Below are 20353 nucleotides of genomic sequence, written 5' to 3' on the forward strand. Positions count from 1 at the left end.
TCAACTCAGCTCATCGGCGGAGAACTTGTCCCCTGCGAGGACGCGGGCGAGGAGCTCAGCGGCGCGTGGGGTGAGGTCGACCGTGCGCTGAATGATGCTAATCACGAGAAGCAGCTCTTCCGTGAAGTCCCATTCGTAGTATGTAATCGCATCGAGCGGGCTTGAAGCGCGACCTTGACGTTTTGCCATGCGGTAACCGAGCCACTTTTGGACTGGCTTCATGCCGGACACCTCGAAGTCCCAGACCTCCGGCGAGACGGGCGCGATGGCGCCGTCGCCGACCGCAAGAGTCTGAGACGCGGGATCGTAGCCGAATCGCTCCGGCTTGCCGGCAATTGTCCTGATCTCTGCCGCGGCACCCAGCCGGATCGTGTGTTCGGTGTAGCGCTCTCCCCAGGTGTGCCACGCGAGAAGCTCTCTTCCCAACGAGGCAACCTCGATAAAGAGGGCCCGGTCCTTTGTAATTGGCAGATGCACAGGGCCTGCTGCGATCGCCAATTCCTCGGCGAAACATTCGCTGAACGCGGCAGTGCCGCCGATTCCGTAGAGGTATTGCACGGCCTCGTCGGGACCGATCCCATCCCCCAGCACCTCATTGAGCCGGTCGAGCACGACCGGGCCAAGGTTCGGATCTGTTGCATCGGTGTCCCGCCACATCGGGAAGATGTCTTTCGCGCCCCGATTCTTGAAGTGGTCCAGGTCCGGAACATACGGCGTGGCCGTGAGAACAGGACCGCGTCCAAGTGTCGTCGAAGTAAGCGTCGTCAAGTAGATCTGCTTGGGGCTACGGACTGCCCAGAGCTCGGGGCGGGGGTAATCCGCAAGTCGTGCATCCGCGATGACGACCTGGCGGTCGAAGCTGCGGTACCCGTACGGCTCGATCGATTCTGGGGTGTCTCCAATCCTTAGGCTGCTGAGCGCGGCAAGCCGCCCGGCCGACAGGAGAGCGGCCGGAGTCGAGTCGAGGGTGCGGTCACGGCTGACTTTCATAGCTGATGCCCTGTCCGTTGCGATAAGCAGTTCCTCCCAACGTCGTCGCAGTACCTCCGCGGAGTGGCTGATCGGCCACGTCCGCTTTACCTGGGATCCGCTGTGCGACCACGGCATGAGGTCCTCAAGGCTCGGCCAGCCAGCGTAGTCGCCGCTCGCCGCGGGTGCGAGCGAGTCGAGGTGAGCCCCTCGTATGCTTACGAAATTCACGTCTGCGAAGTCTCGCTCCAGCCAGTCGAATTTGTCGACCCGGCTGCCGGTGACTCGCACATAGTGCACCCGGCAAGTCCGGCTCTTCGACGTGTCGCGGGCGCCCGTGGACCGCACCCCGATGCCGATCGAGACCGGTGTGAGAATATCGAAGACGTTTTCCTCCGTGTTCGCCCCGCGGCCCTCGCCGCCGAGATCGATTACATAGAAGTCCTCAAACACATCGCGGAGATGCGCACGGAGCCCGCTCATCGACTTACCGCTGAGATAAGACGACGCGGTGATCATCGCAACGATGCCCGGTCCGTCTCCGAGGTCTTGCGTCGCCTTCCAGGTGGCCCAGCGCCAGAAGTAAACATAGTCGTTGTAAAGATTCTTGATGTGTACGCCCTGCCCCGCGTCAGTCATCGGCTTTGTCAGGTCGTTGATCAGCGGCTCGATCTGGCCGGAGCCGTAGCGGATGACTCCGCCGCCGCGCTGCTCTCCGGATGCCGTACCCTGCTCGCGATTGTAGGGCGGGTTACCGATCACCACGGTGAAGCGCTCACGCGTCTTCAGCGTGTCCGCCCGCTCAGCCTCGACGGCGATCGGGTCCTCGTCGTCATCACTCCAGAGGCCCGTGTTCCCGCCGATCGCTGGATGCTGCAGCGTGTCCGAAAGCAGAATCGTCGGCTCGATATCATCGATCCCCGCGGCGTGGCCCTCGACCGCGAACTTTAGGTGCGCGATCGCGTACGGAGCGAGCATCAGCTCGAAGGCGTGCATCGCCGGCGCGACGTGCTCCTCGAAGTGCGCCGACCACCCCTCATCGGTGGCATTTGCTGCGAAGTAGACCTGGCGAGCGACGCGGATCCATTCCATGAGGTACGTGCCGGTTCCGGTCGCTGGGTCGACCATCGAGATGAATGGGCGGTCCGGCACGATGTCGTCGGGGAGGACGATGCCGAGGTTGTGGCATACGTCTGACCAAGTCGCCGGGTCGGCAATGCCGAGTGGCAGCTGGAAGGTGGTCTTGAGGATGTGGTCGACAGCACGCGTCATGAACTGGACGACCGGCAGCGGTGTATAGAAAGCACCCGCATCCATCCGCTGGCGACTGTCGTACTGCTGAAGGAACTGCTCGTAGAGGAATACGACCGGGTCCATCTTCCGATCCTTCGAGCCGAAGTCAGCGAGCAGCTCCTCGATATCGGTTTTCGCGAGCTCGCCTGCCAGCTCCCCGAGGCCGAGCTCGTCGACGTCGAGCTCGCCTGCGGTCTGCTCGCGGAACCGGGCGTAGATCGAGTCAAGAAGCTCGTTAGAGAAGCGGATTCCGAGCAATGGCCGATCACCGGCGAACAGCTCCGGGTGCGTGACGCGCGCCGAAAGCAGGCCGTACACCATTGTCTGGGCGTAGACGTCCGCGAATTTCTTGTGATCGAGATCCGGCAGTAGCCGCACCTGGAACTCGCCCAGCAGAGTGCGCATCGGTCCGCCGTCGGTCTCGACGTCCAGCAGACCAAGCACTTCTTCTCGTAGTTCGCGCGCGACCTCAGCCATCCGTGCCGCAAGCGCCGCGGCGGACCGGATCGCGCCTCGGTATGCCCCGAAACCGGCGGTTCTCGATAGGCCGGTCGTGAGTGCCGGCCCGCGGTCGCCCCAGATGAGCTCCGGTACGCCACGCTCGGCTATCAGCTCCAACCGAGCCGGCGTCGACCTGGTCGACCAGGACAGGGAGCGCAGCACACGGCGGCCCTCCTCACGGCCGACGCCGATCGCATGGATCGAGTCGTCCTGTGGTGAGATTGCGAAGACGAGGAGGCGGTCCTCCTCCCAAGCGGGCCGCTGACCGCTCCGGGTCCTACCGCCCGATGTTTTCAGGAAGCGCTCGATGATGCGCCGGACGGCTGCAACCGGGAGGCGCTTGCCGTTGAACTGCAGGACGAGGATGCCGACCTGCTGATCGGTGACGATGTTCAGCTGATGGATGCCGATAGTCCCGACCTTCTGCGGATCGAGGTCGAGCTCTGCAGGGCTCCAGTTGATCGGTAGATCGTCCCACTCCAGCCCGTTCGGGATTGGCCACTTGAGGCCGTAAACCAGCAATTCAGTGAAGGCTTGGAGCGATGATCCGGCCTTCTTCAGGTACTCGGTTGTCGTCGACATTAGCGCAGCTCCATCCAGGCCACGGTCCGCGGTGCGGGCGCATCGAGCGGGAGCTGCACATCCTTGCGGTAGCGCTTCGCCTGCTCGCGTTCGGCAGCACGGAGCGCCTGCGCGGCGGCTTCAGTAGGCGCGAGCGTTACCGTCGCGACATCGCTTCGGATCAGGTCGGCGATCTCGGAAACACCCTCGGTCTGCTCGCCGTCACGGTCCAATACCCACACCACCTGCGGGCGGTCCAGCGTCCAGTAGCCTGGGCCCTCTTCCGTCTTTACGTGCGTCGGCACCTCGCGGCACGCGAAAACTCCCTTCACGCCAGACGGTCTGCTGGTGCCGATGCCGCGCGGAAGCGCCTCGATCCGCTCAGCGAGCCCCGGGTCGGCGGCGATGAACTCCTGGTATGCCAGGCGCAGCTGCTCCAGCGGACTCAGCTCGCCTTCGTACTCATCCTTGAACGCCTGCAGTACCTTGACATCGTCCAACATGTCGTCGGCATGTAGCAGCTTGCCACCGGGGATGCCGAGGGTCTTCGAGATGAGCAGAATCTTGCCCTCGACTCGACCATGCAGTGCGAGCAAGCGCTCGATGTCATCCGGCGGCAGGAAGTTCCTGATACGGATCTCCTTGCGTTCGTCGATGCGCGCCTGCACTCTGCCGGTGATCTCATCCTCTTGACCCTGGCTGCGCCGCCGGTCGACCCGGCCGATGCGCTGGATGAGTCGGACCGGATTCCAGTGCAAGTCGTAGTTAACCAGCAAAGTACCGTCCTGGAGGTTCACCCCCTCAGAGAGCACGTCAGTCGTGATCAAGACGCGCAGCGGGACCTGCTTTAGACGATCCTCCCCTTTGACCCGATTGTAGACCGGAGCGAAGCGCTCGATCATAGTCACTCGGTCGGCGGTGCGAGAACCGTCCAAACGATCGACGTCTGTGACGCCGTCGGCGACTAGACGTTCGTGCAGGTAGCGCGCCGTGTCGGCGAACTCGGTGAAAACGAGCACCTTCTGCTCGCGGAACAGCGGATCGAAGATCGGCTGCTCGTCCGAAGCGTGGGAGGGATCGAGCAAGGCACGAAGGTGGTCGTATTTGTCATCCCCGCCTTCGGCGGCGACCGACAGCTCGAGAAAGATGCGGAGTTGATCGAGGTCATCGAACGCCGCGTTCCGCATCTCGTCGAGCTTGTACTCTGCAGGATCCAGGGCGAACTCCAACTCGTCGAGCTCCTCCGTTGTGAGATCGCTGGTGTCGATGACGTCGACGAACTCCCGGGTTGGGCGGAACTGATCGTGCACCTGCTGGCGGAGGGCACCGTGGTTGCCCATCCAAGCCTGGAGGCGCCTTTCAGCACCCTTGTCGCCGACGCTGTTCATCGTCAGCCAGTCGAGCACCTTCGTCGTCAGGTCCAGGCAGGAGCCGGCGAAGGCCGCAATGCTGCTCTCGAAGCGCTTCAGGAAGATCGTCCGGATCAGTGCGACGATCTGCTGCTGCCGGTTCTGTGCTTGGGTGTCGACGTCAGGGTCCCTGGAGAACGCGAGTGGGTAGTACATCGGTAGGGCGAAGAGCGGTGCACTGCGTTGGAATGTGGCCTCGATCTCGTCCATCAACCGGCCGTAGTGCCCGCTCAGGCTGTACGGCACCACCTCCGGCTTCTGCTGCTCCGGAAAGAGTACGTCCGGGCCACCCGCCGCTTTCGAGCTCTCTTTCGCGTACTTGCGGGTGTTCTGCCACACGATCGCCTGGAGCAGCTTGTCTTGACGAAGTAGGTCGTCAAAGTCGGTGAGGTCCACCGGAGCTCCGCTGATCGCCGCCTGGGAGCGGGCCGTGAAGAAAGCGCGTTCCACGCCCGAAAGATAGGCGGTTAGGCCACTGATGCCGAGCGAAGAGAAATAGTTCTCCTGCATCCCGGTGAAGAGCTCGGCCTGGTGCGCGAAATCGAGCAGTGAGTTGTTGATCGGTGTCGCCGTGAGCAGGAACACGGTCTTTCCCTCACACAGCTCCTGTACCTTCCACCAGCGCGAGTCCGAGGGGCCGTGGTTGCGGAAGTTGTGCGCCTCGTCGATGATTATGACATCGACGCGATCCTTCAGGCGAACGATCCGCTCGGCGGCATCCTTCCGCTGAAAGTCGGTGTGCGCCATGATGCGGACGTTCGTGAACTCGCCGTTGAGGAACGGCAGGCGGTCCTGCAGCTCCTTGCGCCAGACCGCATCCTCGGCGGTCTTCGTCGCCAGGATAAGCACGTTCTGATGCTTGCGCACCGCATAGTATTCGGTGAGCATCAACCCGACGAAGGTCTTGCCGAGCCCCACACCGTCCGTGAGGAATCCGCCTTTCCACGCTTGCGCCATCGACAGCAGGCCGTGGAACGCCTCCTGTTGGTACGGCGCGAGGGTGGGATAGATCCGCGACTCGCTCGTCTCCCACTCCCGGTCCGGAGTGTCTATCGACTGAGTAAGCGCCTGCAGCGACTTCATCCAAACCTCGAACGAGGTGAATTCGCGGACGTTGCGCTCGAGCACCTTGAGGAGTTCGGCCTCGACCGGCACCGAGTTCTCCCAGTGCTCGTCATACCAGGTCTGCAGTTCGCGAACCTCCACGCCACCGAAGCGCACGTTCAACTCTACGTTCTGTGTCAGGCCTGGTTTTGTGAAGTTCGAGCTACCCACCAGCGCTGCCGAGCCCACGACGGACAAGCGACCATGGGTGATATACGCCTTCGCGTGAAACTTCTTATCCCGATAGGTGCGGATCTCGATTTTTCCCTCCCGAATAGCCTGCACGACCGCCGGGGCTCCGGTTAGCAGCGGGTCGCCGTCGGCCCGTTCAACCTCTATCGAGTGGTCGAGCGCAGCGGCAATCGCATCAGCCGTTTGACGGCTGGTCTCGCCGCCGATCAGCAACCGGATCTTGTCGACCTTCTGCCACTCCCCGTCGAGCGCGAGGAACGCGCCAAGTTCGAAATGGCCGGTGGCGATGTCGATCGACTCGCTAATCTGGCACCATTCATGGACATAGTCCAGTGCTTTCCAGTGTTCGTCAGAGTTGTCGACGATCAGATCACTTGGCTTAGCATCCTCCATCGGCTGATCCTTCTCTCATTTCGCCGCTCAACGTAGGGAATCAAACGAAAACCGCGCTCCCTCGCGATCCATACTCTCGCATAAGGCTCCGACATGAGACGAACGGGAAGTCTTAGCTAGCGCCAACAGATCCGAGTTGCCGGCGCCGGCAGATGCCGAACGTGGTGTGCGGCGTGGTGGTGTTCGCGCGGAGCGACGCGGAGAAGCTTGTCGAACTCGTGGCGCTGGCAGACCGCAGAGTGCTCACTTTGGAGGTCACTCGCCGCATTCCGCTGACCGAACTTCCGGCTCTCCACGCGGAGGCGGCTGAGGGGCCGATCTCGAGCAGGGCCATCGTCATCCCGTGGCTCCGATTGCGCGCGTGGCAGGCACTAGAACTCGACCAAGCGGTCGGTGCGCTCCTCAATCGCTGAACAACTCACTCCATGTGACATCCTCATCGAGGAGGGGTGAACACATGCACGTTCAAGAGATCCGACTGCAGCAGGTCCTCGAGGGGTCCAAGCAGTATCGAGTCCCGCTGTACCAGCGCACCTATGCCTGGCACGAGAAGCAACATTCGCGCTTGTGGGACGACATTGTCGCTCTCGCAGAGGAGCGCGAGAGCGAGCCTACCGCCACTCACTTCACTGGTTCGCTGGTGCTCGCGACGGGGGCGGTCGGCCCTGGGGGCAATGAGTTCCTGGTCGTCGACGGTCAGCAGCGTCTGACGACCCTTTCTGTGCTCATAGCCGCTATTCGCGATCATGTTGCTGAGACCGAAGGGGAGCACTCACCGAGCTTCGCGCGTCTCCACGAGAGCTTCCTCGTGGATCGCTTCAAGCAAGGGGACGCTCGACTGAAGCTGCTGCCCACTCAGGCCGATCGTGACGCTTTTCGGGGAATCATCGACCGGCACCTCTCCGCTGGAGATGCCTCGGGTGTGGTTGCCACTTACCGTTACTTCCGTCATCGGCTTCACGAGATTGATGACCCGGACGACCCACACGACGTCGATCGCATCACAGGCGCGGTGCTCGACGGTCTGGTGTTCGTGGCCATCACGGCTGGCCACGGAGACAATGTCTACCGGATCTTCGAATCGTTGAACAACACGGGGATGAAGCTCACACAGGGCGATCTACTTCGCAACTACCTGTTCATGCGCTTAGGTCCACGAGGCGAGGCCACTTACTCGAGTGTGTGGTTGCCAATGCAGTCGATTCTGTCGACCGCGGAGCTGGAATCATTGTTCTGGCTCGACCTCACGTGGTCGACGCCCGACGCAAAACTGAACAATGTCTACGCTCTTCAGGAAGCGCGACTAAGCCGGATGAGCGTCGACGAGATTGAAGTTGAGGTGCGGCGCTATGCAGCGCTGGCCCAGTTGCTCGCCACCATTCACCAGCCCGATCGCGAGTCTGACGTGCGAATCAGGGAAGCGCTCCAGCGCCTTCGGGCGTGGGGTAACAGCGGAACGGACCCGCTTGTCCTCCGGCTTCTCGAGCGACGCGCGGCCGAAGCGATTGGCGTCGAACAAGTGGCGGATTCGCTGCACGTGATCGAGTCCTTCCTTGTGCGTCGCCTCTTCGTCAATGCGCCCTCCAACGCCCTTTCGCGTATCCTCCTTCGTGCCGCGCAAGATATGACTGACGAAGATCCTGCCGGATCGCTGCGCGTGTACTTCTCCACGGGACGCAAGTTCTTCGCGTCAGACAGACAGATATCCGAGGCGCTGGTCAGCAAGCCGTTCTACTTCTCCGGTCGTCGCCACCAGAAGAAGGTGGCCCTGAGCTGGATTGAGAAGCTGATTGCGGGCAAGGAGCCGGCAGCATTGGGTGCGGCATCAATCGAGCACGTGATGCCGCAGACGATAACGGCTGCCTGGAAAGGCGCACTTTCAGCGGATCTAGGTGACTACTCGACTGCGGACGAGCTCCATGAGGCTCTCGTGCATGTCGCCGCCAACTTGACGTTGTCAGGGTACAACTCGGAGCTCAGCAACGCGCCTTTCGCAGAGAAGAGACAGTTGCTCGCCAAGAGCAACATTGCGCTGAACGCCGAGATCGCGGAGAACGAGAGTTGGGGGAGAACCGAGATCCTCCGCCGCGGAACGAGGCTGGCTGAACTCATAACCAATCATTGGACCGGCCCCGTTCGTGACGCTGCGGTTCCCGACGCTGGTTTTCGATGGGGCCTTGTGTCCGACGTCATCGCAGCTATCCCGCCAGGCTCATGGACAAGTTACGGTCAGGTCGCAGCTCTTGTCGGAACCCACCCGGTGCCGCTCGGCGTTTTCCTCGCAAGCAACCTGGTGGATGGAGCATGGCGTGTGCTTCAGGCTGCAGGTACCGTGTCGCCGGGTTTCCGATGGACTGCCGATAGCCCGCATCACGGTTACGACCCGAAGGAGGTGCTCGAGCAAGAAGGTGTGACTTTCGACGAACAGCAACGGGCCTCCGCCGATCGATACCTCGATGTTCAAGCGCTAGGCCGGTTGATTGGCCTCAGCGTCGATGAAGGGGTGCTGGCGCGAGAGCCGGACGATGACGGAGAGCGAGAGCGGGAGTACCTTCAGCAGCTGTCGGAACGCTCGCCGGCCGACACTGTGCACGGTGTGATTGATTTGCTCAGCGCCTGGCGGTCTCTGGGCGGAACCGTGAGTTTCGGGACTTCCACCGATATCGGTGCGTTCCTCATGCTGCCTCGCGGAGAACGACGTGGGATATGGCCGCTTGTGATCTACAGCTCCGGGAGTGTTGAGGTCGTCTTCCAGTGGCTCTCCAACCGTCCGCCGTTCGATGACCGCGACTTGCGAGACGAGCTTCGGCGTCGTCTGAACGAGGTATCGGGCGTGGTGCTTCCCGAGCGCAAGATCGACGCTCGTCCGTCGTTCTCCGTCGATGTCTTGGTAGACCCAGCGCAGCGCCTCGGGGTGGTTGAGGTCTTGGAGTGGTTCGTCCAGAACGTTCAAGACTTTGACTGGGGTACTGCGATCGCCGCGGAAGAATCCGAGGAGGGAGGCGTCTCCATCACTATCGCAGGGGTAAACAGGTTGCTGAGCCGTGAGCTCGTGGAAAGTCAGTTGGCTGGCGTTGCTCCAGCCAAGATCGATACCTACTGGATCGAGGTTGAAGGAACGAGATACCCTGTGAAGCAAGCACTCGCCGCAGCGCTCCGTGTCTCGACGCGGGAGTTCCAATCGTACAAAGCTCGGCAGCACCTTGAGGCGATCGGCTTCGAGATTGGACAAGGGGCATGAGCGATTAGCGCGGTTGGATTCTAACCGCCAACCGCGCCGATCCCCTGCCAAAATGACGACATGGACGAATTCTGGTCATGGTTTGGTAGCGACGGGCTGGAGCTATTGGGGAACATCCTGATTCCCGTGGCGGCCATCCTCATTCCCACAGGGATTGCGATCAGATCGGCACGATCCGAGCGCAAGAGTGCAACCGAGGATCGCGAGCAAGAGCGACAGCTCGCTGCTCAGGATCGGGAGCAAGAGCGACAGCACGCCCTCGAAGCTCGCCGAACCGAACTGCGACTTCAAGCCGGGGCCGGGGTGATCACGGCGCTCGCGCCTCTAACCTCGATACGTCCCGATCAGCCGATTCAGGAGCACCTCTGGCGCCTTCGGGCTGCAATCGCGGTATACCGCGCGTGGATTGATGTCGGAAACCGTTCCGGCGACTGGCTAGCGCTGCGTCACCACGAAGGAATGGCGCTGTGGCGCATTGCTCTGGATAAGGTCGACGCGTATGGCGGCCCACAAGCCGTACTAATCGACGGAAAGAGTGCGATTCTCGACGGCGCCTACCAATGGGCAAACGACACAACCGAGACCTTTACGGGATTCCTCAGTGCGCATGTTCCTATCAAGCATCTGCTGGACGACGGTGCCCGCATTCTCAGAGAGTATCCATACTTAGCTGGAGCTGAAACGGGGGCCGGTCCAGAACCTCGGTGATAGTCCCCTTGCAGCGTGCCGGCCGCTGCAACTGGTTGCTCAGCCGCCGTTGCCGGGACCTTCGCAGCCGGAGGATTGTCTATCTTGATCAGCGCGAGCAGCCATGAGCGCCGTGGTGATGATCCGGTTCAGAAGCTTCGATATCGTCGCCGTCTTGGTCGGCTCCCGAACAATTGCGTGCCGCTACGCTTCGCCGTGGTACTCCACAACCGTGGACGGAACTAACCCCGCCCGCGCCACTCAATCCCCCGCCAGCGATCCCGCCGAAATCACCAGGGGCGTCAGGCCCATCGGGCAGGACGGGAAGACTGCAGGAACAGGACTGTGCCGACGCGCTGCCCTGGGTTAGCTGGGCTTCGTGGCCCGATTTCGTGGTGCCGCGCTCCGTGGCGGCTCCGCCCGCAGATGCCCGCTGACCTGCGTCATCACGCGCGCGAGCATCTCTACATCCTCCGCGCTGAGCGACTCGAACAGATGCATCTTCACGGCCTCGATGTGCCCCGGGAACACCTTCGCCAACACATCCCGCCCTTTGTCCGTGATCGCGACGATAGTGCTGCGCTCGTCCTCCGGTGACGGCCTACGCGTGACGAGTCCGCGCTCTTCCAACGACTGCGCCTGATACGTCAGGCCACTCCGGCTGTAGACCACCCCATCCGCAAGGTCCGTCATCCGCTGTGACCCGTCCGGAGCGTCGCCGAGCCGCGCGAGCAGCTGGAACTGCACGTAGCTGAGCTTGCCGACGTCGCGCAGCTGCTTCTCGACCGCATGCCGCAGCAGGCTGCTCACCTCGGTGAAGGCGAAGTAGGCCGCGAGCTCCGTCGGGGAGAGCTGAGAAGGTCGTGTGCTCATGAATCCAGTATACGTGTTGCTTCGAATTCGAAGCAGTGCTACGTTCGACGTATTGCTTCGAATTCGAAGCATCTGACGAGAGGAAACATCATGAGGGCAGTACGGTTCCACGAAGTGGGCGGCCCCGAGGTCCTGCAGTATGAGGAGATCGCCGAGCCCATCCCGGGTGCCGGTCAGGTGCGGCTGCGGGTCGCGGCATCCGCGTTCAGCGCCGCCGACAACGGCATGCGTGCAGGCTTCCTGCCGATCCCGGTGGTGCTCCCGCATATCCCCGGATACGACGTGTCAGGAACGATCGAAGCACTGGGCGACGGAGTCGCCGGCTTCGCCGTGGGTGACGCGGTGGTCGCCTTCCTCCCGATGGCGACCGACGGCGGAGCAGCGGAGTACGTCATCGCCCCGGTGGATGCGCTCGTTGCGGCACCGACCAGCGTGCCGCTCGCGGATGCCGCAGCGCTGCCGTCGGTCGCGCTGACCGCACGTCAGGCGCTCTTCGACGACGGCGGCCTCGAGGCAGGTCAGCGAGTGCTCATCGTCGGTGCTGGCGGAGTGGTCGGCAAGTACGCGATCGCTCTGGCGAAGCGTGCGGGCGCGTACGTCATCGCGACGGCCAGCCCGCGAAGTGTGGATGCCGTGCGTGCGGCGGGTGCCGACGAGATCATCGATCACACCGAGACCGACGTCCTGGAGGCCGTCACCGAGCAGGTCGATCTCCTGCTCAACCTGGCTCCCATCGAGCCGGACGAGTTCACCGGCCTGGTGCGACTCGTGCGCGACGGGGGAGTCGTGGTGAGCACCACCGCCTGGATGCCGGCGCCGGATGACGCCGACCGCGGGGTGCGGTCTGTAGTGGTGTTCGTTCGGAGCGATGCGGAGAAGCTGGCCGAGCTCGTCTCGTTGGTCGATAGCGGAGTGCTCACCCTGGAGGTTACTCGCCGTATCCCGCTAACCGAGCTTCAGGCGCTTCACGCGGAGGCGGCCGAAGGGCGGGTCACGGGCAAGGTCATCGTCATCCCGTGACCTTTGCGCGGGCTACGCACACGGTGTCGCTGAGCGCTTGCGTGGCGTTGATGCGATCGCCGAAGGTCCTTGCTGTCGGGCCGGCAGACAGCCGTGATCTTGTGGACGTGAAGTCGAGTTCCTTGGCTGGCGAAGCGACTTACGACGACTCAGGGGCTTCGGTTTCGTCGGATGCGGGCTTCCGCTTGGTGGGCAGTAGCGATGCGAGCTTTCCGCGCGCCTTGTCGGCCGCCGCGGCCACCGCGGTGCCCGCATCTTTCATCGCCGTGATTGCCTGCGCTTCGTCGGGGACACCGTCTCCATCGAGGTCGACAGACCGAAACTTCTCCGCCGCCTTGTTAGCGCCATCGGCGAATGCGCCTCCGGCGCGCTTGACAGCAGTCAGCGCGCGCGCCTCGTCGGGAATCCCGTCGCCATCGAGATCCACTGATCTAAATGCCTCTGTTGCTGCGCTCACCTTGCCCCAGACGCCCTCACCGAAGTCCTTGACGTTTCCGGCCGCGGCCTCCAGCGCAAGAGCTGCTCGCGAGGGGTCGGTGTTCCGCTCGGGCTTCTCGAACTCTTCAAGCCAGTCGGGAAAGGAATCTGGTGTCTCGGGGAAGGCCATTCGCGAAGACTTCACAACGTCTCGACCGAACGTGAAGCTACCGACGCCGCCGATGACGGCACCCACCCCAAAGGGAATCGCCTTGCCGAGCGTGCCCGCCCCAAGCTTTCCGCCCATCTTGAGCGCCTCTCGTCCGATGACGATCGTCAGCGGCGCCAATGCGGAGTCCGGTAGTTGTTCCGTGAGAACTTCACCCCAGCCGTTCGGCAGTGTCTTGCTCACCGCTCCGGTGGCGAGCGTGCGAGCTTGGCTCACCCCTCCCGCTCCGAACGAAGTCAGCACCCACTTACTTACCTCGCTCTGAGATTTCTGTCCCAGAAGCATGCCGAGCACTAGCGGTCGTGCGCGCTCAGGATCAGTGACTCGGATACCGTGCAGCTCGGCGACAGCGAGCACGTACAGTGCGCTCGTTTCGTAGAAGAAGAGGAGATCGGCGACACCGAGCCCGAGCGCGATCGGAATGCCGACGCCGGGTATTGCGGCCGAGGCGCCCACACCACTGCTGGTGATGGTGACGGTCGCCACGTAGCGGCTGTCGAGTTCTTTCAGAAGATCGGCAGGTGACGCATGAGGCTTGTCTCGGCGCACCGAACGCAAGTACTCGACCACCACTGGGCGCTGCACCGCGATCGCCTTGAAGATCTGGGATTGGAACCCTTCGCCCTGAGCCAGTTCCTTCGCCTTCTCCGCTACGAGCTGAGGAGGGACGCCGAGTGCATTCGCGACGTCAGCTTCCGACGACTCCGCGGGAGCCGGTGTCTCGTTGTTCATGTATCTCTCCAAATCTCAGCAGACTATTCAGCGAACTTGAAACTCACAACGGCATCTGGATCGATGCTCTGAGCCAGTTTCGTGAAGTAGTACTCGGTCTGGTCCCGGAGGGCCGGCTCATTGGCTGCGAGGTACTTCTGCTTTAGTTCCTCGTCAATAATCGCGTTGAACTGCTCAGCTTCGCTAGGTTGCGTCGTGAACGCGCTGAGTACGCCGTCGCTACCGATTACGCGCTCGATTCGCAGACCGTCCGCCCCGATCCAGATGAACGGGGGAACCGTGACGAGAAACTCATGATCTGCCGTTGCGCGAACCTCGACGGCATCCAGTCCGAGCTTCGCAGTCATGCTGTACTGCATAAACCGCGCCTTCTGGAGGAGTGGGAAGTCGGCAACGATTGCAGGCGGGATCCCCTTTGCCTCGGAGATACCTTGCACGCCCAGCGCGAGCAGTACCGTCTGCTCTTCCTTCTCGATGGACGTTACGACTTGCTCGTTCTTCACGACACCGCGAGAGCCGGCCGCTGAGACCAACCACGACGGCGTGAGAATTCCTGCGGCTACTCCTGCGATGAGCGCGCCCAGGACAAGCACGACAATCCCAAGCACCGCGAAGTGCGACCACAACGGAACGGGCTTCTTGAGGAATTTCATAGTGTCTGCTCTTCTCGAGAGGGTGAAAGCTGCGTATCGCTGGCTAGCGAGCCACGCGATCGCCTAATCTTCGCGCACGTACGGCTCGATGTCGGAACACAGCGTCGTACGGCCGCGTGCGCTGGCACCGTCTCGGCGGGTAAGTTCGTTTTTCCCGCGAGCTCCTCGGCCGGGAGGCATCTAACTGGATCGCCTACTCAGGCAGCATCATCCTGTGTGTCGTCGGGATCGGCCTCCACGTCGAATTCTTCCGCGATCTCAGCAACCTTCCTCTTCGCTAGCGTCCGGGGTTAGGTGACGGGACTCGACTACCTGCCGTCATTCAGTCAGTGCGACTGCAGCACGGCCCAAGCGATCAGACTGTCGATCCGGCGGACATCCGCGCCCTTGGAAAGTTTGACCTTGATGTGACCTGCACGCGTCCAAAGCTCGATCTCGGAGTTCCAGTCGAGGGTGCCGGCATTCTCGGACGACCACATGTTGATGGCGCTGTAGGGCAGGGAGTAGATCTCAACTTTCTTGCCGGTGATGCCCTGCGCATCGCGGACGATCAGTCGCTTCGTGGTGAACGTCGCGGAGTCGCGGAACGTCTTGAACGATGTGATCGGCTGTTCAGCCTCAACGAGAAGCGAGTAGACGTCGGGCGGAACGGGGATCTCCTGCTGAAGGGTCCAGACGAGGATTGGCGATGCTTCCATGCTCCGATCTTGGCGTAAGCGTCGCGCTCTCCTCGTCGTAGCGCCCGCTATCGTGATCCGATGCCTCCCATCCGCGCCGTGCTCTTCGACCTCGATGGCGTCGTCCGTCATTTCGACCCGGCGAACGTCGCGGCGATCGAACGCACGCACGGCCTCAGCCCCGGGGCGATCGAAGCCATCGCGTTCGCCCCGCAACTCCTCCACCAGGTGACGACCGGGACGATCTCCCGCCGTGAGTGGGTCCAACGCATCGGCGGCGTACTGGGCAACGCAGAGGTCGCCGAGGCATGGGGAACCCAGCCGTTCCAGGCAGATGAGCAGGTCATCGATCTCGTCGACGATCTGCGGGCTCTCGGCATCCGCACGGCGATCCTCACCAACGGCACCGACACCATTCCCGCCGAAATTGCATCCATGAACCTGGCCCCGCACTTCGAAGCTGTCTTCAACTCCGCCGAGATCGGCTGGAAGAAGCCTGACGTGCGAGCGTTCCAGTATGTTCTCGACACCATGCAGCTCGCATCCGCCGAGGTCTTCTTCATCGACGACTCCGCCAGCAAGCTCGCTGGTGCGCAGTCATTGGGCATGCAGACGCATCATTTCGCTGAACTGGAAAGCCTTCGCGCCGCCCTGCGTCAGGCCGGGGTCCTGCGCTGACAAGCGGGCCAGACCGGAACACCACTTCGCTAGGGTGAAGCGCACACCATGACCTGAGGGGGATCACGATGTCTTCTGCTGCAACCACCACTTTCCACTCGAACGCCGACGCCGCGACCACGGCCGCCGCGATTCAGAAGGTGCTCGCCGACAACAAGGCGAAGATCCTGGGCCAGGCGCCCGACGGCACCACGATCGACTTCCAGACCAAGAAGACACTGTTCAACTGGGAGCTTCTCGGACGCGCGATCACGACGCCCGCGGCATCCGGCTCTGACGTGCACCTGTCGCTCGACGTGCACCACAATCGTCCGCCGGCTCTGATGGACGGCGTGAAGAACAAGAAGGTCGTCGAGAAGCTCGCCGGGCAGATTCAGACAGCTATCGGCTGACGGTTCAAGGGCGTTTCGTCTCGCTTCGCTCGCTCAACGACCGAGGTGCTACTCGAACCCGCCGCTCAGCCTTCCCCGCATCCGCTGACTGCTCTCGTTCATCCCGATAATCTCGACGCTCTTCCCGAGCGCCGTGTACTTCGTCTCGATCGCATCCAGCGCGGCGACGGTCGACGCATCCCAGATGTGCGATCCCGTGAGATCGACCACGACAGAGTCCGGATCGTCCGAGTACGAGAACAGCGTCGTCAGGTCGTTGCTCGACGCGAAGAACAGCTCCCCGTTCACGACATACGTCACGGAATCCGCGGCAGCAGAAACAGTCCGCGACACCGACACGAAGTGCGCGACCCGCCGCACGAACAGCACCGACGCGACCAGCACCCCGCCGACAACGCCGATCGCGAGGTTGTGCGTCAGCAAGACCAAGACGACGGTAGAAATCATCACGAACGTCTCGCTCTTCGGCATCCGCTTGAGGGTCGACGGCTTGACGCTGTGCCAGTCGAAGGCTCCGATCGCGACCATGATCATCACCGCGACGAGGGCCGCCATGGGGATCGTGCTGACGAAGTCGCCGAAGACGACGACCAGCAGGAACAGGAAGATGCCGGCGCAGAACGTCGAGATGCGGGTGCGGGCGCCCGAGGCCTTGACGCCGATCATGGTCTGGCCGATGACCGCGCATCCGCCCATGCCTCCGAAGGTTCCGGAGAGGATGTTCGCCACGCCCTGAGCCCACGACTCACGCGTCTTGTTCGAGTGGGTGTCGGTGATCTCGTCGACGAGCTTCGCGGTGAGCAGCGACTCCATGAGTCCGACGAGCGCGACCCCGAGCGCGAACGGTGCGATGATCGTGAACGTCTCCCACGTCAGCGGCACGTTCGGGATGAACAGCTCAGGCAGGCTCCTGGGCAGCTCGCCCTGATCGTCGACCGTCGGCACCGTGATCGCGAACGTCAGCACCACAGCCGTCACGATGACCACCGACACGAGCGGTGCCGGCACGACCTTGGTGATCTTCGGCATCACGATCATGACGACGATTCCCAGCGCGACCAGCGGATACACCATCCACGGCTTATCGATCAGCTGAGGGAACTGCGAGCTGAACACGAAGATCGCCAGCGCGTTCACGAACCCGACCATCACGCTGCGCGGAATGAATCGCATCAGCTTCGCGACGCCCAGCACCCCGAGGATCACCTGGAAGACACCCGCGAGGATCACCGTCGCGATGAAGTAGTCCATCCCATACGTCGGCGCGACCGGTGCGATCACGAGCGCGACGGCTCCGGTCGCCGCGGTCACCATCGCCGGACGCCCACCGAGGAACGCGATCGACACCGCCATGATGAACGACGAGAACAGCCCCACCTTCGGGTCGACACCCGCGATCACCGAGAACGCGATCGCCTCGGGGATCAGCGCGAGACCCACGACCAGCCCCGCGAGCACTTCGCGCGTCAGCATCCGCGGGCTCTTCAGCGCTTGGAGGACGGTGGGATTCGCCCGATAGCGGGCACGATCGTCGACCGTGGGTGCAGACATGGGGATGCTCCAGAGAAGGTGCCCGGGGATGGGGCATAACAGTTAAGGGTACGGCGGATGCGGGGATGTCCCATCGAGTACGTGTCAAGCTGGTTGGCACGAGTGGAAGACGTGTAAAAAATTCGCGAAATTGTTTAAACGTTATTCCCACTTGTGAGTATCTTTGACACATGAGCTGGAACGCCGACGAGCCGTTCAACGAACTGCCACTCTTGCCGCCGAGCGCGGAGTTCGAGACACGCGCAGTCTTGAAGGCAGCGATCCGCGCTCGCGCCGCGCTCGCTTCGATGGACGAGGCAACGAAGAGGATGCCGAACCCAATGGTGCTCGTGAACTCGCTGTCGCTGCTCGAAGCGCAGGCCAGCTCCGAGATCGAGAACATCGTCACCACGACAGACGAGCTTTTCCGATTCGCGCAGGAGGCAACCGACGCCGCGAGCGCCGATACGAAAGAGACTCTCCGCTATCGTGCCGCGCTGTTCGGCGGCATGGTCGCGATCCGCGAACGCCCTCTCTCCATCAACACCGCGATCGATGTGTGCTCGAACATTCATCGTCGTGAGATGGGGGTCCGCAAGCTGCCGGGCACGTACATCGGCAACCCGAAAACGCGGCGCGCGATCTACACGCCTCCGTCGGGTGAGGCGGTGATCCTCGACAAGCTCGCCAACTGGGCTGACTTCATCCACACGAAAGCGGATCTTGACCCGCTCGTGGTGATGGCAGTAGCGCACTATCAGTTTGAGGCAATCCATCCGTTCACCGATGGAAACGGAAGAACGGGCCGGATCCTCAACGTCCTGCAACTCGTGTCGGCCGAGCTCCTGCGTGAGCCGATCCTCTACCTGTCCCGGTACATCATCCAGAACAAGGACGAGTACTACCGCTTGCTGCTAGCGGTGACAGCAGAGGCGGCATGGGAGGAGTGGATCCTCTTCGTTCTTCGGGGGATCGAGGAAACGGCGACGCGCACTCTGTCGAAGATCGATCGCATCCAGGAGCTCCAGCGAACGATCCGCGCAGAGATCAAGGAGCACACGAGCGCAGGGAGCAACTCGGACCTGATCGAGGTGCTGTTCGAGAACCCGTACTCGAGAATCAGCAATGTGATCGAGCGTTGTGGAGTCTCCCGCCCGACCGCCACCGGGTGGCTGAATTCTCTGGTGTCCGCCGGGGCCTTGATCGACATCAAAGCAGGACGCGAGCGGCTGTTCATCAATCATCGCTTCATGCAGATCTTGTCTACTGATGATCCGCTGCCACAGGTGGGCGAAGAAACTCTGTTCTGACCTGTCCAGCGGCCGACCTCGCGTCGCTGGGTGCTCGGGATGACGGAAGCCTCTCCTCCACAGCCGACACCCGAACGGGGTTCTGAACAGAACGTGGGATTCAGGTCCGTGGGTGTCGGGGCGGCTCAATAGCCTCGCTCGAATGAGCATCCAGATCCCTGTCCACTTCACCTCATTCATGCGCGTCGAATTCACGACTGCCGACCATCCAGAGTTCGATCGAGCGATCACCATGCCCCAGACGGCCCCGATGGAATGGATCGTCGACGCCTACCTCCTGAGCGTCGGGCGGGAGCCCAGCGAGAACCCCGAGTTCGACGATGATTCGGACGACTATTACGAGCGCCCACGCCCGGTTCCGGAGTCCCTCGACCGATGGCGCATGGCGATGCCCGCGCTCGATCACCGGCCCGACGTCATCGTGCGCACGGTGGATGCCCCGCCGCTGGGTGCCCCGTTGGTCGCGGCAAGCTCATCGACGACGTCGCCCGCCGCGCAGGGGGATTGGCTGACGCAGGCGGCGCCATTCCGGGAAGACGACGTGAACCGCGAGCTGATGCGCCGACACGGTGTGGTCATGCCCTACTTCGACGACCGCGACATGAGGGACGTCGATCCCCGCATCCGCCGCTCGTCGAGAATCGCCACACTTCTCAGTGGGCTCACCCCGGCCCGGCGGTTGGCTTTGCTCGCGCACATCGATGCGATCGGTCTGCTTCGTGAGAGTGTGCCCGACCGTGCGATGGTCGAGACTGCTGTCGCTCCCCTTGCCGGACTGGTGAGGCTCCTCGGAGGAACGGGCGTCGCCCAGGACCCGGTAACCGGATGGATCTCCGACTCGGACGTGGAACGGCTCACGCGATCGTTGGGGTGGAACGGTGGGCCGGACGATCCGTACCAATGGGGTGAGGTCGTCGTCAGGTTCGCCCGTCGCGCGAAACTGATCCGGCGACTGAAGGGCCGGGTCGTGGCGACGACGTATGCCAAGAACCTCGTCCAGCCCACGCGAGGCACACTGGTGGCGCTGGCAGGCAAGATCGGTACGTCGACTCGCGAGCGCTTCGGCATGCCGCTCCCGCGACGGGATGCCGAGGGGGCGCTCGCTCTTCTCGCGATCGCCGACGGAACCGCACATAATCTCGATGAGCTCGTGAGCCACGTCGCCGCCGGAGCCGCCCTTCTCGATCAAACCGACTCCATCTTCGGCAGCGATCGATTCGACATGATCCTCGCCTCCGGGATCGGCGACGACGTGGGTGACAAGAGCGAGGAGATCGCGCGGCTCATGGAGGGGTTCGCGTCACTATCGGCGCCGAAGCAGTTCGGCGTCGTCACACCCGCAATGCGCGAAGTTGCCCGGTGCGCCCTGGTCTGAGCGGTTACGATCGAGGAACAATATGACAACCAGAATTTGTCGCATGTATTCTTTGTGCGCGCATCGGGTTGTATATAGATGTGCACATTGATCCCAGATTTTGCGCGCACCCCATCT

Annotated in this window: 15 protein-coding genes; 8 read left to right on the forward strand and 7 right to left on the reverse strand. The window is 62.5% G+C overall.

Translation table 11 applies throughout. The features are described 5' to 3' along the window. Both OD997_RS13840 and OD997_RS13845 read right to left on the reverse strand, forming a co-directional pair. Positions 1–3345: a type ISP restriction/modification enzyme gene (locus tag OD997_RS13840; protein ID WP_434332087.1), complete on the reverse strand. Its 3345-nt coding sequence runs from the start codon at positions 3343–3345 to the stop codon at positions 1–3. Next, complete coding sequence (locus OD997_RS13845; RefSeq protein WP_434332088.1) at positions 3345–6422, reverse strand: helicase-related protein; 3078 nt, start codon at positions 6420–6422, stop codon at positions 3345–3347. The genes OD997_RS13840 and OD997_RS13845 overlap by 1 nt, the downstream gene beginning before the upstream one ends. 152 nt (positions 6423–6574) lie before the next feature. On the opposite strand from OD997_RS13845, the gene OD997_RS13850 reads away from it, so the two are divergent. From OD997_RS13850 to OD997_RS13860, 3 genes are read left to right on the forward strand one after another with little or no spacing between them, the layout of a single operon-like run. Continuing rightward, on the forward strand, positions 6575–6835 hold the full coding sequence (locus OD997_RS13850) for a hypothetical protein (RefSeq protein WP_434332089.1): 261 nt from the start codon (positions 6575–6577) through the stop codon (positions 6833–6835). A 44-nt stretch (positions 6836–6879) separates the two neighbouring features. Beyond that, complete coding sequence (locus OD997_RS13855) at positions 6880–9663, forward strand: GmrSD restriction endonuclease domain-containing protein (protein WP_434332090.1); 2784 nt, start codon at positions 6880–6882, stop codon at positions 9661–9663. Between the two features lie 60 nt (positions 9664–9723). Further along, positions 9724–10371, forward strand: a complete 648-nt coding sequence (locus tag OD997_RS13860; protein WP_434332091.1) for a hypothetical protein — start codon at positions 9724–9726, stop codon at positions 10369–10371. A gap of 345 nt (positions 10372–10716) precedes the next feature. Here OD997_RS13860 and OD997_RS13865 read toward each other — a convergent pair whose 3' ends face one another. Beyond that, on the reverse strand, positions 10717–11223 hold the full coding sequence (locus tag OD997_RS13865) for a MarR family winged helix-turn-helix transcriptional regulator (RefSeq protein ID WP_434332092.1): 507 nt from the start codon (positions 11221–11223) through the stop codon (positions 10717–10719). A 90-nt stretch (positions 11224–11313) separates the two neighbouring features. On the opposite strand from OD997_RS13865, the gene OD997_RS13870 reads away from it, so the two are divergent. Then, positions 11314–12243, forward strand: coding sequence for an NADP-dependent oxidoreductase (locus OD997_RS13870; RefSeq protein ID WP_434332093.1), 930 nt, complete (start codon positions 11314–11316; stop codon positions 12241–12243). A gap of 139 nt (positions 12244–12382) precedes the next feature. On the opposite strand, the gene OD997_RS13875 is transcribed toward OD997_RS13870, so the two are convergent. From OD997_RS13875 to OD997_RS13885, 3 genes are all read right to left on the reverse strand, one after another. Further along, the gene (locus tag OD997_RS13875) at positions 12383–13621 is read right to left on the reverse strand and encodes a hypothetical protein (RefSeq protein WP_434332094.1); all 1239 of its coding nucleotides are present in this window, start codon (positions 13619–13621) and stop codon (positions 12383–12385) included. Between the two features lie 23 nt (positions 13622–13644). Further along, positions 13645–14274, reverse strand: a complete 630-nt coding sequence (locus OD997_RS13880) for a hypothetical protein (RefSeq protein WP_434332095.1) — start codon at positions 14272–14274, stop codon at positions 13645–13647. Positions 14275–14600: 326 nt separating this feature from the next. Continuing rightward, positions 14601–14972, reverse strand: coding sequence for a PH domain-containing protein (locus tag OD997_RS13885; protein ID WP_434332096.1), 372 nt, complete (start codon positions 14970–14972; stop codon positions 14601–14603). A gap of 60 nt (positions 14973–15032) precedes the next feature. Between OD997_RS13885 and OD997_RS13890 the strand changes: the two genes are divergently transcribed. Beyond that, on the forward strand, positions 15033–15629 hold the full coding sequence (locus OD997_RS13890) for an HAD family hydrolase (protein ID WP_434332097.1): 597 nt from the start codon (positions 15033–15035) through the stop codon (positions 15627–15629). 68 nt (positions 15630–15697) lie between these two features. Further along, complete coding sequence (locus OD997_RS13895) at positions 15698–16021, forward strand: hypothetical protein (protein ID WP_434332098.1); 324 nt, start codon at positions 15698–15700, stop codon at positions 16019–16021. A 48-nt stretch (positions 16022–16069) separates the two neighbouring features. Here OD997_RS13895 and OD997_RS13900 read toward each other — a convergent pair whose 3' ends face one another. Continuing rightward, positions 16070–17572, reverse strand: coding sequence for a SulP family inorganic anion transporter (locus OD997_RS13900; protein ID WP_434332099.1), 1503 nt, complete (start codon positions 17570–17572; stop codon positions 16070–16072). A 170-nt stretch (positions 17573–17742) separates the two neighbouring features. Between OD997_RS13900 and OD997_RS13905 the strand changes: the two genes are divergently transcribed. Next, entirely contained in the window at positions 17743–18861 is a 1119-nt protein-coding gene (locus OD997_RS13905) for a Fic family protein (RefSeq protein ID WP_434332100.1), read from the forward strand. Positions 18862–19003: 142 nt separating this feature from the next. After that, a complete protein-coding gene (locus OD997_RS13910; protein ID WP_434332101.1) occupies positions 19004–20236 on the forward strand; it encodes a hypothetical protein in 1233 nt (410 codons plus the stop codon). The last annotated feature ends 117 nt before the right edge of the window (positions 20237–20353 follow it).

Source organism: Microbacterium sp. CGR1, from assembly GCF_051062835.1.
In the GTDB taxonomy this organism is placed as follows: Bacteria; Actinomycetota; Actinomycetes; order Actinomycetales; family Microbacteriaceae; genus Microbacterium.